Below are 17,611 nucleotides of genomic sequence, written 5' to 3'. Positions count from 1 at the left end.
TCTGACCGATTCCGGCAATATCCTTTACACCGGTATACTGTCTCTTACGCATAGTGCTCCATATCCCACCTGATTATTGGGATAAACTGTGAAACCGGGGAGTTCTGCTGCTCCTTTTCTCAGATATGCCTTTATCTTCTCCCCATACAGATAGGCATCATTTCCCCTGACAATCCCCCATTCCATCAAAAGAGCGGCCGCCCCTGTCACAAAAGGCACTGCAAAAGAAGTTCCTGTTACAGAAACAATTCCCCCTCCCGGAGCCCGGGTTGATATATTTACTCCAGGAGCTGCCAGATCCGGTTTGGTACGATATCCTTCTCCATCTGCACCCCGTCCGGAAAAATCTGCATACGTAAAAGTCAGTGCATTATAGGCCCCTACGGTAATAACCCTGGAAGCTGTTGAGGGGATAGTGAAGGTTCTTTCCTCAATAGGGAAAAGAAAGCCTGTTCCCCGATTGAGAACTTCCTCCGACGGAAGCCACATCTGATAATTTCCGTCCACTACCTTTCCCGCTGTCAGAACAACAGTCCACACTCCTGAAGCAATATAACTGTCCACCGGAAGAAGATCAATAAAAATCTCCTGCACCAGACTATAAGGACTTGGCTCTCCATAATATATCAGAATTTCTGTAGGCCCCACCTGTATTCTCTGTGTACCTATCACCTCGCGGATAGGTTCTGTCCGAACGCCGGAAGGCGTAATAATAGAAAAGCGCACTTCATCAGCGTAAGTCTTCCAGATCTGGATATTTAAAGTAGGCTGGCTTTCCTGGACCGCCAGCTGTACCTTCACTTCTTCTCCGCTTCTGATCTTTCCGGAGGTGTGCCCGGCGCTGTTTCCTTCGTTGCCTGCCCCTACACAGATGCTGGTACGTCCCAGGTTCGCAATGTCATCCATATATCGTTCCAGAAGCGAACTTCCGTCATGTGCCCCATATGTATTACCAAAACTGATATTCATTGCCATAGGCATCTGATATTCCAGAGACTTTCGGACGGCATAATCAATTCCCATCAGCAGCTCTGTTGTCCTCGGGAAGCCGTCTGCCCTTGGAGATGCCAGTTTTACGATCAAAAGGCTGCTCCCCGGAGCCACACCTGCATACCAGTCTCCTCCACTGCCTCCACCTCCGGCTGCGATGGCTGCAACTGCCGTCCCATGACCTGACCGGTCTTCTTCCGGTACTAATCGCCTTCTCTCCCCTTCCGTTTCCGCACGGATAGCGCGATCAATCTGTTCCGCCGGATATTCTGCTCCTATCTGGTAGCCTTCCGGCGGCTTTGCCTCCTCTGTCCCCCGGTCGGCAGACTGGTCCCACATGGCAAGAATGCGTGTCGAACCGTCTTCCCATCTGAAATCCTGCAGCATATAGTCAATGCCGGAATCTATAATGGCTATCAATGTTCCTTTCCCGCTCAAAGAAAAAGGTGTATCCTGCACAGCATTTATGCAGGATACACGCTTTCCGTCATATACCTGGAAAAACAGCCGCTTCGGTTTCTCGATATACTCGATTTCCGGCAGCAAAGACAGCTCGTTTAAGCGGGACTCCAAAATCGTGATCACCGCGTATTCATTCAAAAGCTCTGTCACCTGAACAGCTATCGCTCTGGCTCTTTCAAGGCTTCCGGAATATTTGACAATAACATCCCACTCCCGGTCAATAGGATAATACCCCACATCCAGTTCCAGCGACTTTTCCCTCTCCTCTTCTGTAGCATCCAGCGCAAGGTTCAAAAGATTTTCTACCTTCTGGCTTTTCATCCGGCCACCTCGTTTTCCTTCTGCAGTATCGTCCTGTATTTGGACACTGCATTTTTATTACATCATATGCCCGGAATATAAGAATATAACCTTTCCTAGCACACTGCAATCCCCGAATCTGTGTATGGTGCGATAGAAAGAGGGATAAAAAATCCTCTCTCGTGGCGGCACAAAGGACAGATCTCAGGTACCTTTGACCCGCGGAAGATGTGCCCGCAGTTCAGACACATCCATGCCCCCTCTTCGGCAAATTCAAAATAGGTATTATTTTCCAGAAGTTCTTTGATCGTCCCGAACCTTTTTGCATGTATTTTTTCCACTTCTGCAATCTGGAAAAATGCAGACGCCGCCTCCAGAAATCCTTCTTCTTTTGCCTGATTTCCAAACACCTGATAGACATCTTTATATTCTTCTGTCTCGTTGTGCTCTGCAGCAGCCAAAAGCTCTGTCAGAGAATCAAAGGTATCTACCGGAAAACCGCTGCATATTTCGATGGTCTGCCCCTCTGCCTCTTTTAAAAGTTCATAATAGCGCTGGGCATGAGCCCGCTCCTGCTCTGCCGTAAAAAGGAAAATCTGGCTCACTGCATACATATGATGCTCCCGGGCCATCTCTGCTGCAATGGTGTAGCGGTTTCTTGCCTGACTTTCTCCCGCGAACGCCTTCATCAGATTTTCTTTTGTTTTGCTTCTTTGAAAATCAACTGCCATGATACATACTCCTTTCATTTGCTTTCTATAGTATGTACCATGGCAGTGCCAGATTATTCATTATTTTATTGGAATCCGATCAGTCTCCTTGCAACAGTATACGCCAGAGACGAAATCTTCCGTCCGGATCTTCCCGGAAGATTCATTGTCTGTCCTAAAATCCCATAACGGATCTTAAAGTAAGTTTTTACATCCTTCTTCCTCAAATATAGCCAAAGGTCCTTCTTTTTATCAAGATTTTCCCTCTCCTTAGAGCGGATACACAGAATAGAAGAAACCGTCATCATGATAGCCAGATAGTTTATCATATATTTTTTCAGCTTCTTATTCGTTATCTCCTTCATCTGATACATATCGATCATTTTCTTTGTCACAAAGATCTGCTGGTCTACCCGTTTTATCATAACCTTTTCGTTGACGGATTGATCTTCCCGGCCGATATAATAACGGTAAAAATCTTCATCCATGTAATACATTTTTCTCACATGCGGCAAAGGATAGTATACATATATATTATCAACATAAAATGTATGCTTCGGCAGACGCAGCTGGCAGAGCTGCAAAAGCTCTGTTCGGTAGATAACGGAGTGCATCAGAATATACTGATCCAGATGGAAATGACCGATATCAGACCAGTGAAAAATCTCATCCTGGGGCAGTACATTCCGATAATGGATACACTTTTTATTCTCCATGCCTTCTTTTTCATAAACATAGTTGGCAATCAGCATATCTACCTGCTGTCCCTCTTCTTCAAATCCACGAAGCACCTGAAGGATTCGGTGCAAAGATTCTTCCTTGACCCAGTCATCGCTGTCTACTACTTTAAAATATTTGCCGGACGCTGCTGCCAGTCCGCTGTTGACAGCATCTCCATGCCCTCCGTTCTCTTTATCGATCACCTTAATAATATCCGGATATTTTTCAGCATATTCATGTCCTATTCGTGATGTATTGTCCTTTGATCCATCATTGACAATGATAATCTCTACATCCTCTCCCCCGGGAAGAATACTTTCGATTGCATGAGTCATATACGCCTCTGAATTATAACAGGGAATTGCGAATGAAATGTATTTCATAATTTTTTCCTCCTCGACTTCTTTAGTATTATATAGTATTCCTGCCTTTTTTCCAACTTAAACTTTGCAAAATCTTCTTTGTCTGATTGTAAAAAAACTTTTTTTCCGTTATATTTATAGTAAGTACACACAACGGAGGTAAAAAGGCATGAAAAAAAATATCATTGTGGGACAATCCGGAGGTCCGACTGCTGTCATCAACGGAAGCCTGTACGGAGTTGCTTCAGAGGGCGTCAAAAAAACTTCTGACATTGATACAGTATACGGTATGATCAACGGAATTGAAGGATTTCTCCACGGTAATTATATGGATCTGGGCGCTCTTGACAAAACAAATGAGCTGGAACTGATCCGCACGACTCCCGGAGCTTATCTTGGTTCCTGCCGTTACAAGCTGCCGGAAGATCTTCATGATCCGGTTTATCCGGAACTCTTCCGCCGTTTTGAAGAGCTGAATATCGGCTATTTCTTCTATATCGGCGGAAATGATTCTATGGATACGGTAAGTAAACTGTCACGGTATGCCGGTTTTATGAACAGCGATATCCGCTTTATCGGCGTTCCTAAGACTATTGACAACGACCTGGTAGAAACAGACCACACTCCCGGATATGGGAGCGCTGCAAAATATGTGGCAACCACTGTCCGTGAAATTGCGATCGACGCTTCTGTATATGATAATAAGAAATCTGTCACCATCGTAGAAATCATGGGACGACATGCCGGATGGCTGACTGCCGCCAGTATGCTGGCAAGGAAGTTTAAAGGCGACAACCCGGTTCTTATTTATCTGCCTGAAGTAGCCTTTGATCCCGATGCATTTATTGAAAAAGTCCGCTCTTCTCTTGAGAAAACCCCCAATCTGGTGGTATGTATTTCTGAAGGGATCAACGACGGAAAAGGAACCTTTATCTGTGAATATGCAAGTGAAGTGGGCACAGACAACTTCGGTCACAAAATGCTGACCGGTTCCGGCAAATACCTGGAAAACCTGGTAAAAGAAAAACTGGGCGTTAAAGTACGTTCTGTAGAATTGAATGTATGCCAGCGCTGCTCCTGCGCTCATCTCTCCCGTGTGGATCTTGACGAGGCGGTAAACGCCGGCATTTACGCCGTACAGGCTGCACTTGCCGGAGAAAGCGGTAAAATGATCACCTTTATCCGCAACAAGAGCGTTCCCTATGAATTGTCCTACGGCACAGCAGATGTCAACATTATCTGCAATAAGGAAAAACCGGTTCCCGCGCAGTGGATCATCGGCGAGGGTTCTGATATCAGCGAAGAATTTGTGGACTACGTACGTCCTCTTACTCAGGGACATGTAGAACTTCCCACAAAGAACGGAATCCCGCTCTTTGCTTACAGAAAAGAGAATTAATGACCAAAAGACAGGAGGCATGATCTGCATGCCTCCTGTTTTCCTGTTTAGTCGGAACTCGTTGTCCTACGGGTCGTCTATACGTACTCTAAGATTCCACGGATATCCCGCACAACTGCGTCTGCTCCGGCCTCTTTATATTTCTGCTCCGCCGCCGCAAGTCTTACTTCCTTTTCTTCTTCCGGAAGGGCCTCGAATTCTTCCTTGGAAAGTCCTACAAGAGAACTTCCCTCCAAAATTCCGACCGTAAATACGCCGGCATTTTTTCCTTCCCTGATATCAGAAATGGTATCGCCTGCCTTAATGACCTTATCTACAGAAGTCACTTTTAATGTTTCCATATTTTTAAAGATCATATAAGGATAGGGGCGCCCCATATTTCCGGTGGAGTCCGGGCTGTACCAGCAGTCCGGCTCATATCCCAGTTCCGCTGCTTTTGGCACAACGACTCCCATCATCACATCTGTATATCCTGTTGTAGATCCGATCTTAATTCCCTTTTCTCTGAGAGCTTTCACCGTCTCAAGGACATAGGGCTTTGGATCAGAGTACTGATCCAGTATCTTAAGAAGGGACGCTCATAACTTTCATACATTTTGTCAGCATCCGCATCTTCAGGATCTCTCCCGTATTTCTCTCTCCATGCCGCCTTGATCCTCGGCATCTCCAGCATGGTGCGGATATGATCCCACTTCAGCATACCCATGGGTTCCCGTACTTCCTCCATTGTCGGCTCTACTCCGGCATTTTTAAATACTTCTGTGAAAACCTGCACCGGTGCAAAGCATCCGTAATCTACTGTTGTGCCTGCCCAGTCGAAAATCACTGCTTCTTTTTTACTCATAATATCTGTATCCTTCTTTCGCTTTTGCCTTCCTAGCTTACTTTTTTCTCTTCCATCTGTGCGAAAAATTCTGCAAAAATATCACATAATTTTTCGATATCATCCCGGTAAATCTCCCCGATATTTCCGATACGGAAGGTATCAGCGTCTGTTACCTTTCCCGGATAGATAGCGTATCCTCTGTCTTTGATAAATTCATACATTTCCTGGAAAGAAAAGTTGTGATGTTCCGGATAGAAGAAGGTTGTAATGATCGGTCCCTGATATTCTTCTCCAATATAGGACTGGATTCCCATCTCCTTCATCTTCCGGATCAGCAGACGATTATTGTCATAATAGCGTTTCGCACGGGCCGGGATGCCTCCCTCTTCCTTCAGCTCTTCAATGGCTTTTGCGAATGCCAGCACCGTATGAGTCGGAGAAGTAAATCTCCATTTCCCGTCTTTTTCCATTGTTTTCCACTGATCGTATAAATCCAGTGCAAGGCTTCTTGCTTTTCCTGCGCTCTCGATCAGTTTCTGACGATTACAGATAATAAATGAAAATCCCGGAACTCCCTGAATGCATTTATTTGCGCTGCTGATGATAAAATCTATACCGAGTTCTCCTACCGGAATATCCACGCCGCCAAAACTGGACATGGCGTCCACGATCATAGTCTTTCCGGCGTCTTTTACAACTTTTGTCACAGAAGCAATGTCATTTAAAATTCCGGAAGTTGTCTCACTGTGCACCATTGCCACATGAGTGATGGCCGGATCTTTCTCAAGGATATCTTTTACTTCTTCCGCTGAAGGGATCTGGTCATAGCTCACGCGGTAAAGAACATAATTTACCTTTGCATGCTCTGCAATATCCACCATTCGCTCTCCATAAGCTCCGTTGGCAATGATCAAAAGCTTTTCTTCCTCTCCCACTACACTTGTAATGACAGATTCCACACCAAAGCTTCCGCTTCCCTGCATCAGTACTACTGTGTAATCTCTCTCTGATACATGGGCCAGATCAAGAAGCTCCTTTCGGATCTTCTGTGTGATCTGTTTATAATCATCATCCCATGTGCAGTGGTCAAACATCATTTCTTTTTTTACTGTGTCCGTTGTAGTCAAAGGTCCCGGAGTCAGCAGTTTGTAACTTTTCATTTCCTAATTTCCTCTCTTTATATCTGATTACTATACTTTATCTATATTTGCAGTATTTCTTCTCTATTTGCATTCTTCAGAAAGCGCCTGATGCTGCTCCAGAAGATCTACTGTCAGCGGTTCAGGGAATACCTTCGGATTTGCAGAAAGGTTCTCTGCATCTGTCTCTTCTCCTTCATAAAGGGCAAGCGGATAGTAGGACTGAAGCTCTTCTCTTCCGTTCTCAATGATGCACTGTGCCATTTCCATTGCCTTTGCATTTGTGTCATCGCCCTTGTCAACAACTGCCACTGACTCTGTCAGGCTGAAATTACCTTCTGCCGGATCAATATAGTCGATCGGAAGTCCGTCTGCTTTATCTGCCACTGCCTGCTGACGAAGTCCGAAACCGATAGCAACCTCTCCTGCACGTACTTTTGTCAACGGTGCGGAGCCGGAATCTTCAATATGATCCCCTGCATTATCATAAATACCTGTCAGCACTTCCTTTGCGCCATCCTCTCCATACTCGGAAATAAGCGCCTGGATCAAAAGCCATGCTGTGGAAGAAGATGCAATATCTGTTACGGAAATGAATCCTTTGTATTCCGGATTTGCCAGATCTTTCAATGATGTAGGTGTCGGAAGATTATTTTCTTCCATCATTTCTGTATTGACGATAATGGTTCCCTCCTGGGCAGTGATCGGTGCACAGTAAGATGGAAATTCATCGATCGTATTTACGTCAAATTCCAGATCTTTGAACATACTGTTCTGCTCCTGGGCACTGTCCACATAGAATGTACTCATTGTCACCATATCTGCCTCAATATCTGTTCCCTCTGCCAGAAGTTTTCCTCCAAGCTCGGAAGTACCAAAGGTCTGAATCGTATACTGTCCCTCGAATCCGTTGTCGTCCAGCGCGTGTTCCATAGACTCAATAGCCTCTTCGTCTGCATTGGAATAAATGATAACCTGATCTTCACTGGAGCTGCTTCCGCATGCGGTAAGTCCCAGTGCGCTTACTCCTACTACTCCTGCCATTGCAAAGGATGCTACTCTTTTTAATCCCATTTTTCTGATCTTTTTCATATCTACCTTATTCTCCTTTTTTTGACTTCTGTCTGCCAGCTTCTGGAAAATGAATTTGCCGGCAGCGTTTGTAAATAGAATCAGTAATGACAACACAAAAATTTCGTTGAATTTGTTGAAATACTGTAATTCTTTGATCTTTGTCGTAATAACCATGGTCCTTGTCCCTGCAAGGAAGATCAGAGCACTGATCGTCACCATAGCATTTACGAAGTAATAACTGAATACCTCCAGCAGTGTGGATACTGCATTTGGCGTCACCACCCGGATGATGGTCTTTGTCCAGTTGTCCCCCATCAGCATTGCTGTTGTTTCCCAGGATGCGTTCATCTTGGAGAGGGAATTTTTCATCATAAGATATGGCGTGGAAAAGAAATGTACCATATTACAGATGATGAGGATTGCAAATGTATTTTGAAGGGAGGTACCGGAAAAGCAGAATAAATATGCAAGACCGATCACCATACCCGGAATTGTATTTGTTACAAGAGCAATACTGTCAATCGTACCTTTCAGCCTCTGGCTTACGCTGCTTCTTGCTGTCACAAGAGCCGCACCATATGCCATCAGTGTTCCAACAAGAGCTGTCACAATGGCTACCATTAATGAATTGGTATAAACACCATAGAGCGAGCTGTCCTCAAATACTGTCTGAAAATGTTCCAGCGTAAAAGATGTGCGGTAAGGCCACTCTTCTGTAAAAGGTACAACAAAGATTACTGCAAAGATGGACAGAATCCCCACCATAATAGCCGCGCTTGCCACCGCGCATGTGATGTCTCTCTTTTTGCTTTTTTTCAACTCAATCGGAGAAATCTTATTGTAACGTACATTATATTTTTCCAAAATGTTTAATACCGTAATGCTGACAATAGATGGAATCAGCATAATGATCGCTACAACAGCGCCGTTTCCGAAATCCGGAACGCTTCCCAGCATTTCCTCATAGAGAACGCTTGCAACAACCTCAAATTGTCCTCCGATAGATGCCGGAATACCAAAATCTGTGAAACACAGGAAAAAGGTCTGTATAAAAGAGGCTGCCAGAGTTCCCAAAAGGGGACGGAGTATTGTGATCTTAAACGTCTGGAATGGAGAATCCCCCATCAACCGGGACACGATCATAAAACGTTTGTCAATGTATCCCATGGTATTGTTGATCAACATAAAAGAAATCGGAAGCGTATAGATCACATATCCCAATAAAAGACCGTTAAATCCATAGATGTCAAAGAGCTGACGTCCAAATAACCTTGTTAAAAGTCCCTGCTTTCCAAAGGAATAGATAATTGCAAATCCATAAGTAATGGTAGGGAGCAGCATAGGAAGCACAGCTGCCTTTGCAATAAGGTCTTTATAACGTCTGCCAAGGTTTGTGTAATGCACTGTATAGGCAAGGACAAAAGCAAGAAGCGTTGTTACCAGCGCGCTGCATCCTGCCACCAGGAAACTGTTCCCTACCGCCTGCATAAATCCCTTGCTTGTAAGAACTTCCCTGTAATTTTCCAGACCGATTCCCGCTGTATCCTGCGTCAGTGACTTTACGATCACCTGTACCATCGGCACTGCCAGGAAAGCCAGGAAGAACACAGCCAATACTGTAAAAATAAGTTTGATCTCTTTATTTTTTCTTCTCTGCATGACTGATTCCTCTTTCTATGACACCTGCACAGCAGCCTGAGGCTGTGATGCAAAAAGGGTGAAAATATTATTCTTTTTGATCTCCAGCTGATGCAGGATAAATTTCTGTACAAAATTATTTTCCGGAGTTTTAATAATCTCCTCTGGTTTTGCAAACTGTGCAATCTTTCCTTCATTAATGATCATAACTCTGTCAGAGAGAGTGAGTGCTTCTTCCGGATCATGGGTTACGATGATCGTTGTCAGATGATACTCTTTTGCAATAGCCTTGATCCTATCCTTAATAGACTCCTTGATCACTCCGTCAAGAGCGCTTAAAGGCTCATCCAGAAGAAGGATCTTCGGTTTCATTACCATTGTTCTTGCAAGAGCAACTCTCTGCTTCTGTCCGCCGGACAACTGCCCGATCCTCTTATTCAGATGTTCTTCCAGTCCGAGAAGTTTGATCAGATCCTGTACTTCCTCTTCTGTAGAAATAGAAGGGTTATTGCGAAGGCCGTATGTAATGTTCTGATATACATTCAAATTTGGAAAAAGAGCATAGTCCTGAAAAACAATATTAAATCCTCTTTTTTCCATTGGAACATTTGTCAGATCTTCATCGTTGTAAATAATTTTTCCGCCGTCTGAATCTACAATTCCAAGAATCAGATTTAAAAGCGTTGTCTTTCCGCATCCGGAAAGTCCCAGTATGGAAACGATCTCACCATCTTCAATACTAATGCTGATATCTTCTAAAACCGGTACGCCATCATAGCTTTTTTTCACATTCTTAAGTTCAAGCATAAATACAACTCCTTTTTTCTTTTTTCCCAAACAATAAACTTTTTCTCCTTTGGCGGATTGGTCTTTACCGCTCCAGCCATGACAAATTACAGCAATGGGACCCGGATCCAGCTATCAAATTTCTTTTAAACTCATGTAAAGGAAATGTAAACTTTACATAGTTTTTACTTTATTTACTTTGTAGAAATTCTACGGGTACAGACATGCAGATCAGCGCATATCCTGCGAAGTACTTCTAACCCTTAAAAGCGCGAGCGCACATCCCGCGGAGCGTTTTATTTAGTAGGAAAAATTTTCTATTAAATAGAAAAACAGAACCTCTCCCGCCTGTTTATTTTTGCGTGAGACGTTCTGCCTTTCCACTTTATACTGTATTTCTACCAAAAATAAATATGTATTTTTTCTACAATTTTCCTTGCTTTTTCTTGCTTCTCTTCTTTGTTTTGCCCTTTCCTGTCTGTTCTCTTGCCAGCAAAGTTCTCTTTTGTTAAATGTTCGTAAAAGCTTCCATTTCCTCTTTACTGGTATAGGCCCTTTCCATGACGATATCGCTTGTCTTTCTAAGCTTTCCGGAAAGGTGAGCATAATCTCTGTTCAGTACACCTGCATAGATCATATCTACCAGAGCAAGCTGAGAAATTCTGGAAAAAATGGTATCGCCGTACAGGAACTGCCGATGGCTTGCACATAAAAGGATATCTGCATATTCAGCGATCAGTGCATTTTCAAAATTTGTAAGGACAAGCGTCTTTGCACCTGCCTTTTTTGCCAGGCGCATCATTTCTACTGTATTCTTGGAATATCCGGAATAGGAAATGCCTATGGCAAGATCCTTTGGTGTCATATTCACTGCACTGACATGCTGCAGATAATAGTCACTGTACTGCCTGCAGTTCAGTCCCAGATAAGTCAGCTTCGTCAGGAGGTCATTGGCAGTGCATACTGAATTTTCCACACTGTAGATCACAATGTTCTCTGCCTTCAATATTGCTTCTACGGCCCTCTTATATTCTCTGGTCTGTATGCTCTTTAAGGTTTCCTCCAGCATCTGTATGGAAGTGGTAATAATCTTTCCCGGAATTTCTTCCAATTTGTCCTGGCTGGTAAGCTTAAATCCGTAAAGTTCAATATTTCCATTCTCTTCCCGGTGTTCGCTTAAAAGCTCCTCTTCTATCATAGCATATTTAAAATCTTTAAACCCATTATATCCCAAAGCCTTTACAAAACGGACAATCGTAGGCTGGCTTACCTTGGCATCCCTGGAGAGTTCTTCCATCAGCAAGTCTCCCGGTCTTCCCCGATAAGCCAGGAGATAATCAGCCACTTTTTTCTCCGAAGGGCGAAGTGCGGTATATGCTGTTTGTATTTTTCTCCTGATCTCATTTCCCATTTTTTGTTCTCTCTTTCCTAACAAAGCTTGCTTCCATTGGCAACCAGCTTAAATTTGCATCCCAAATGTTCCGCCGCTCTTTGACACATCATCATACGTTTCAGAAAAATTTCAAAGTAATCCATGACAGTGCAGATGGTATCATCCAACTCCAGATCCATACGTATGATTCTCTTTTCTCTGTCAATCTCTACCTTGGAGGATAAAGCTGCATAATTCACTCTATCGTGGGTATCAAAATTAGACGGCACAGAATTTTGCACCCGGTTTCTCCTCACATCTGTCTTATCCGCAAGAATAAGAGCCGCCGACACTTCGTCTACCGCTGCTCCTGTCCCCTCGTCATGATGACCGATTGCTGACGCTATCGTGAGAACATCTTTAAGGGGCATCTGCCGTTCTTTTAAAATCTGATAAGCCAGAACCGCCCCGCTGTGAGGATGGTCGTGCCTGTTAATGCTGTTTCCGATATCATGCATGTAGCCGGCAATTTTAGCCAGCTCGATCTTGTGCTTGCCGCAGCCTAAGTCTTTCAAAATTTTCCCTGCCATTTCAGCTGTTCTGGCTGCATGCTTTCTGGAATGTTCCGTATATCCCAGCTCACTTAAAATTTTATTTCCTTTTTCGATCAGAAGATTAATTTCTTCATCACTGCGTATCTGTTTATAACTCACTGCCAAATTATATTTCTCCTTTATATATAATGTAGATTTACAGACGGCGCACGGCGTCCATGGCAAGAACCGACCTTTCGCACTCCTCTGCCGTCATGGTGATCTGCCAGCAGAGAGGACTTCCCTTCATATGTTCCGACGCATAACTTAATCCATTTGTCCTCTCGTCAAGAAACGGCCTGTCTATCTGATCCGGATCGCCCAGCAGGATGATCTTTGTATCCTTCCCTGCACGGGTAATGATCCCTTTTATCTGTCCGGGTGTCATATTTTGAGCCTCATCAATGATCATATAGGTTTTTACAATAGACCTTCCCCGGATATAATTCAGAGCTTCTGTCTGTATCAGTCCCCGGGAAAAGATTTCCTCAATCTTCCCCTGCAATTCCTTTTCATCTCTGTATCTTTCTTCCTCACTGGAATCAATAAGCTGCTCCAGATTATCAATCACAGGACGCATAAGCGGTGAGATCTTCTCCTGTTCATCTCCGGGAAGAAAACCGATATCCGAGTCGAACTGTGCATTGGGCCGACATACCAGTATCCTCCTGTATTCGCCGGTAGGATTGTTCAGCACCTTTTCCAGACCCACAGCAAGAGAATAGAATGTTTTACTTGTTCCTGCCATTCCTTTGACAATAACAAGTGGAGCATTTTTGGCAGGCTGCATCAGAGCTTCCTGAAGAAAATACTGTCCGGAGTTTCTTGGATGTATCCCATAAGGGGCTGACTTTTTATATTCCAGCTTTCGTATGCGTTCCCCTTCCACACGTCCCAGATGGGTCTTTCCGGAAGACTGATCTGCTCTCAAGATCACAAACTGATTTTCCGTAAGCTGCACTTCTGTTCTCTTTCCCGCCTCATCCACCTGGTAAACTTCTTCGCAGGGGATCCCTTTTTTCTTAAATTCTTTAAAAATTTCCTCCGGAACATAAACTTCCGTTCTCCCCTTATACTGCTTTTCATGATCAAAAACCTGTTCTGTAGTGAAATCCTCCGCACAGATTCCAAGGATCTGGGCTTTTATTCGAAGAAGGATATCTTTGGTGACAAGGATCACCTGCTCGCTTCTATCCCTGGAAAGTCCCAGACATACTTTCAGGATGCGATTATCCGGCACCTCTGCTGCAAGATCCTCCGGAAGAGACACGTCAACAAAATTTTTTTCTACACGCAAAGTTCCGCCGCCTTCCATTTCTACACCCGAAAGCAGGTTTCCCTTTTGCCGGAACTGTTCCAAGATCCTAACCGCCTGTCTGGCGTTGCTTCCCCTGTCTCCTTCAGCCTTTTTCAATCGATCCAGCTCTTCCAGGACTACCATAGGAAGTATAACCTGATTGTCTTCAAAACATTCTACCGCGTGCGGCGCCTGAATCAGCACATTCGTATCAAGAACGTAAATTTTTACCATATAACAGAATGCTCCTTTCCGGTTCTATTGGTTTGTCCCCAGTATACCGTCCTTTCTTTTTTATCCAATGAAGCGCAGGTAAAATCTACGTAAATTTTTTTCGTTCATAATTTGTTCATTTATCTTTCAAAAAACCTTCATTTCTTGCACACTATTTCTTCACAGCTATGCCGTATACTAAAACCATCAAATGAAGAACAAGACGTTACGTAGTAAAATACTTTTTGAATAAACTTTTTCATAATACATGCCGGGGACTGGTAAAACAGTCACCCGGCATCCTCCCTTTTATGGAGCTTTTACGGCTTTAATGCCACTTTCATTACTCCATCTTCCTTCTTTTCAAATATCTGATACATTCTCATGGCATCCTCAAGGCCGGCTCTATGAGTAATCAGACATTCTCCTTTTAATCTTCCTTTTCTTATCAGCTCCAAAATCTCTTCACAATTGCAGGCATCCACTCCTCCGGTCTTAAAGGTAAGATTTTTTCCATACATTTCCGGAAGAGGAAGAATCTGCTCCTCCTCATACATGGCTTCGATCACTACGATTCCTCCCGGCCTTGCCGCCTGCCACGCCGCCTGGAAGCTTTCCGGGGTTCCTGCTGCTTCAATGACAACATCCGCCCCTCTTCCTTCCGTCAGCTTTTTCATCTCTTCTTCCAACGATACCTCTTTCGGATTATAAAATTTTCCGGCAAGCCTTTGCCTCTTAGCAAAATCCAGCCTTTCCCCTTCAATATCCGCCGCTGCGATGATTGCAGGTTCATAGAGGGCTGCGCACATCATGGTACAAAGCCCTGCCGGCCCGGCTCCGATCACTAACACGGTATCTCCCTTTTGAATTTCTCCGATCTTAGCCGCCCAATAACCAGTTGATAAAAGGTCTCCTGTAAACAGAGCCTGCTCATCTGTTACTTCATCCGGGATAGGAGTCAACGCCTGATCGGCAAAAGGAATACGCACATATTCCGCCTGTCCTCCGTCGATCCTGCAGCCAAGAGCCCATCCTCCGTTTTTATCCTGGCAGTTGTTCACGGAACCTCTTTTACAGAAAAAACACTCTCCACAGAAAGTCTCCACATTGACAGCCACCCTCTGTCCCACACAGACATTTTTTACCTTTGTGCCTGTCTTTTCTACAATCCCGATAAATTCATGTCCCAGTATGGTTCCCGGCACTGCTCTTGGGACTGCTCCGTTTCTAATGTGAAGATCACTGGTGCAAATACTTGTCAGCGTCACTTTAACAAGTGCATCACTTTCTTCCTGAAGCTTCGGTACCGGACGCTCCTCCATACCGATTTTTCCATTTTCCTGATAGACTACTGTTTTCATACTGTATTCCCCCTATCCGCGCCAATGCGCACTTATCCAAAAAGCTTGTCTGACAAACTTCACACAACGTTTCCTGTAAGACAAAAAAAGCCATCGCTCTCCAGCGATGCCTGTCTTATTCAAAACTTTCCTTATAATAATGCAAAAATCGGGGTAACAGGATTCGAACCTGCGACCTCGCGGCCCCCAGCCGCGCGCTCTAACCAAACTGAGCCATACCCCGTCAACAAATCTTATTATACTCGAATTATGTCGGATAATGCAAGCCTTTTTTTACAATTTCTGTATTCTTTTCTGCACTTTAGATTTCATATAGATTTTTGCCTCTTTTTTATAATATATGCTAAAATAATTATAAAATTACATGCGAAAGGAGTCGCTCATATGAAACTTATCGTAATAGGTCCCCGCGGGAAAATGGGAAAGCTGATCACGCAGGTCGCTGCAGAGCGCGAGGATATGGAATTGGTTGCCGGCGTAGCCCCAAGGGGAAGGGACTATATCGGAACAGACCTGGGACAGGTCGCTATGGTAGGACGAAACTTAAATGTCCCTGTTGTTGATGATCTGGAATCTGTAATCGATTCCTGTGACGTCATCATTGATTTTTCTACAAAAGAAATGGCAATGGAAGTGGTAGACTGCGCTGTTCGGCATAAGAAAGCACTGGTATGCGGTACCACCGGATTCTCGGAAGAAGAAAAGAAGAAATTCCAGGATGCTGCTGCCCATATTCCCATGCTCTATGCCGCCAACACTTCCAAACTTGTCAACATCATGAATAAGCTTTTGGAAATCGTCACCTCTTCTGTAGGGGATGAAGCAGATATTGAAATTCTGGAAATGCATGATCAATGGAAAAAAGACGCTCCCAGCGGCACTTCAAAAGAAATGGGGGAAATTATGGCGCAGGCTATGGGAAAAGAACTGGACGACATTGCCGTATACGGACGCCACGGCTCTTCGCCAAGGGAAAAAGGCACCATTGGCTATCACTCGCTGCGGGCCGGTAATATCCCCAGCAGCCACACCGTCTATTTCGGCTTCATGGGTGAGCGCCTGGAAATCACCCACCATTCCTACAACTGGGAATGTTTTGCAAGGGGCGCCTGCGACTGCGCTGCTTATCTGGCAGGTAAGGAGCCGGGATTTTATACTATCAAAGATGTCCTGAATCTTTAGGATACTCCTTCAAAAAATACCGGAAGAAGAACTTCTTTGCTGTTCTTCTTCCGGGTTTTTTCTTTCTGTCAACAAAAAACTCTACAGTTTCTCTGAATCCAAAATAATCGTAAACGGACCATCGTTTGTGAGGCTGACTTTCATATCTGCTCCAAACTGTCCTCTTTCCACTACCGGAACACTTTCCCTGCATTTTTCGATAATATATTCGTACATTTCTTCTGCCATCTTCGGCTCTCCTGCCTCAATAAAGCTTGGACGGTTTCCTTTTTTACAGTTTGCATACAGAGTAAACTGTGAGATCAAAAGCAGGCTTCCTCCTACTGTCTCCAGAGACAGGTTTGTTTTTCCGTTTTCATCTTCAAAGATGCGAAGGCCGATCATTTTCTTTATCATTTTATCTGCAATCTCTTTTGTGTCAGTGTCAGAAACTCCGATCAGAACCATAAATCCTTTCCCAATTTCTCCAAGCGTCTGCCCGTCCACCTTGACATCTGCATTTGTAACGCGCTGTATCACGAATCTCATTTTGCATTTCCTCCTTTTCGCATGTCATAAATTCTCGTATTTTCTATCATCCACGAATCGGAAGAACTTGTCAATATTTATCCTGTAATTTTGTCTTCCATCTTTTCCATAATATAGCGCTCCACATCATTTTTTTCAATTCCCAGAGATACCGCCAGCTCTCCGTACAGATTTTCCCGCGCCGCATGGAGACATCTCTCGTCGCCTGCCGTCACTTTCTTTCCCTGTGCCTGGCGTTTCTGCTTCCTTTCATAAACCGTTTTGATTACCCGGACCCACTGCCTTACATCACAGGTACGCAGTGCCTTTTTCATGATCTCTTCTCGCTGACGCTCATTGGTGATGCCAAGCATGTCTATATCTTTTATCTCACCGATCAATTTCTTAGCTTCCTCTTTTGAGAGCACATACCGCATAATAATCTTTTCACTGTCAGCAGGGACATAGATAACACCGCCTTTTGAGTACAGCGGTGCAAGTGTATAGTAATCCTTTCCTGCCGATGCCTCTGAAAGCCGGATGGGACCTATGCTCTCCACTCTGCATACGCCATGCTGCCCACATATAATGTAGGCTCCCGTTTCAAACATTCCGATTCTCCTTTCTTTTCAATATAATACCATTATTCCCAAAAATCTCCCTGCTCAAAATAATCTCTC

General features: G+C 44.2%; 16 protein-coding genes and 1 tRNA gene. 2 read left to right on the top strand and 15 right to left on the bottom strand.

Annotated elements, in window-relative coordinates:
- Positions 1-24: 24 nt before the first annotated feature.
- The 3 genes from EUBC25_RS10105 to EUBC25_RS10095 all read right to left on the bottom strand — a co-directional run bounded on the left by EUBC25_RS10105 (position 25) and on the right by EUBC25_RS10095 (position 3,565).
- On the bottom strand, positions 25-1,773 hold the full coding sequence (locus EUBC25_RS10105; protein ID WP_230105360.1) for a S8 family peptidase: 1,749 nt from the start codon (positions 1,771-1,773) through the stop codon (positions 25-27).
- 95 nt (positions 1,774-1,868) lie between these two features.
- Complete coding sequence (locus EUBC25_RS10100) at positions 1,869-2,483, bottom strand: rubrerythrin family protein (RefSeq protein WP_230105359.1); 615 nt, start codon at positions 2,481-2,483, stop codon at positions 1,869-1,871.
- A gap of 65 nt (positions 2,484-2,548) precedes the next feature.
- Positions 2,549-3,565, bottom strand: a complete 1,017-nt coding sequence (locus tag EUBC25_RS10095; protein WP_230105358.1) for a glycosyltransferase family 2 protein — start codon at positions 3,563-3,565, stop codon at positions 2,549-2,551.
- A 148-nt stretch (positions 3,566-3,713) separates the two neighbouring features.
- On the opposite strand from EUBC25_RS10095, the gene EUBC25_RS10090 reads away from it, so the two are divergent.
- Positions 3,714-4,943, top strand: a complete 1,230-nt coding sequence (locus EUBC25_RS10090; RefSeq protein WP_230105357.1) for a 6-phosphofructokinase — start codon at positions 3,714-3,716, stop codon at positions 4,941-4,943.
- Positions 4,944-5,020: 77 nt separating this feature from the next.
- On the opposite strand, the gene EUBC25_RS15150 is transcribed toward EUBC25_RS10090, so the two are convergent.
- The 10 genes from EUBC25_RS15150 to EUBC25_RS10045 form a co-directional block, all read right to left on the bottom strand.
- Positions 5,021-5,461, bottom strand: a complete 441-nt coding sequence (locus tag EUBC25_RS15150) for an HAD family hydrolase (protein WP_331471454.1) — start codon at positions 5,459-5,461, stop codon at positions 5,021-5,023.
- The gene (locus tag EUBC25_RS15145; RefSeq protein WP_331471453.1) at positions 5,458-5,787 is read right to left on the bottom strand and encodes a hypothetical protein; all 330 of its coding nucleotides are present in this window, start codon (positions 5,785-5,787) and stop codon (positions 5,458-5,460) included. The genes EUBC25_RS15150 and EUBC25_RS15145 overlap by 4 nt, the downstream gene beginning before the upstream one ends.
- 32 nt (positions 5,788-5,819) lie before the next feature.
- Entirely contained in the window at positions 5,820-6,929 is a 1,110-nt protein-coding gene (gene phnW, locus EUBC25_RS10080; RefSeq protein ID WP_230105356.1) for a 2-aminoethylphosphonate--pyruvate transaminase, read from the bottom strand.
- Between the two features lie 63 nt (positions 6,930-6,992).
- A complete protein-coding gene (locus EUBC25_RS10075) occupies positions 6,993-9,641 on the bottom strand; it encodes an extracellular solute-binding protein (protein ID WP_230105355.1) in 2,649 nt (882 codons plus the stop codon).
- A 15-nt stretch (positions 9,642-9,656) separates the two neighbouring features.
- Positions 9,657-10,427, bottom strand: a complete 771-nt coding sequence (locus EUBC25_RS10070) for an ABC transporter ATP-binding protein (protein WP_230105354.1) — start codon at positions 10,425-10,427, stop codon at positions 9,657-9,659.
- A 487-nt stretch (positions 10,428-10,914) separates the two neighbouring features.
- Positions 10,915-11,817 carry a MurR/RpiR family transcriptional regulator gene (locus tag EUBC25_RS10065; protein WP_230105353.1) on the bottom strand — a complete coding sequence of 301 codons (903 nt, stop codon included), beginning with the start codon at positions 11,815-11,817 and terminating at the stop codon, positions 10,915-10,917.
- Positions 11,818-11,834: 17 nt separating this feature from the next.
- Positions 11,835-12,497, bottom strand: coding sequence for an HD domain-containing protein (locus tag EUBC25_RS10060; protein WP_230105352.1), 663 nt, complete (start codon positions 12,495-12,497; stop codon positions 11,835-11,837).
- 31 nt (positions 12,498-12,528) lie between these two features.
- The gene (locus tag EUBC25_RS10055) at positions 12,529-13,902 is read right to left on the bottom strand and encodes a PhoH family protein (protein WP_230105351.1); all 1,374 of its coding nucleotides are present in this window, start codon (positions 13,900-13,902) and stop codon (positions 12,529-12,531) included.
- A gap of 299 nt (positions 13,903-14,201) precedes the next feature.
- Positions 14,202-15,242 (bottom strand): alcohol dehydrogenase, encoded by a 1,041-nt coding sequence (locus tag EUBC25_RS10050; protein WP_230105350.1) that lies wholly within the window; start codon positions 15,240-15,242, stop codon positions 14,202-14,204.
- A gap of 148 nt (positions 15,243-15,390) precedes the next feature.
- Positions 15,391-15,465: transfer RNA gene (locus EUBC25_RS10045), tRNA-Pro, on the bottom strand.
- A 161-nt stretch (positions 15,466-15,626) separates the two neighbouring features.
- On the opposite strand from EUBC25_RS10045, the gene dapB reads away from it, so the two are divergent.
- Complete coding sequence (gene dapB, locus EUBC25_RS10040) at positions 15,627-16,424, top strand: 4-hydroxy-tetrahydrodipicolinate reductase (protein ID WP_230105349.1); 798 nt, start codon at positions 15,627-15,629, stop codon at positions 16,422-16,424.
- Between the two features lie 81 nt (positions 16,425-16,505).
- On the opposite strand, the gene dtd is transcribed toward dapB, so the two are convergent.
- The gene (gene dtd, locus EUBC25_RS10035; protein WP_230105348.1) at positions 16,506-16,952 is read right to left on the bottom strand and encodes a D-aminoacyl-tRNA deacylase; all 447 of its coding nucleotides are present in this window, start codon (positions 16,950-16,952) and stop codon (positions 16,506-16,508) included.
- 77 nt (positions 16,953-17,029) lie between these two features.
- Positions 17,030-17,542, bottom strand: a complete 513-nt coding sequence (locus tag EUBC25_RS10030; RefSeq protein WP_230105347.1) for a CarD family transcriptional regulator — start codon at positions 17,540-17,542, stop codon at positions 17,030-17,032.
- Between the last annotated feature and the right edge of the window lie 69 nt (positions 17,543-17,611).

Origin of the sequence: Claveliimonas bilis, assembly GCF_020892095.1 — a bacterium.
Taxonomy (GTDB): Bacteria; Bacillota; Clostridia; order Lachnospirales; family Lachnospiraceae; genus Claveliimonas; species Claveliimonas bilis.
Note: the sequence above shows the minus strand (reverse complement) of the source record. Positions and strands in the feature narration are given on the sequence as shown.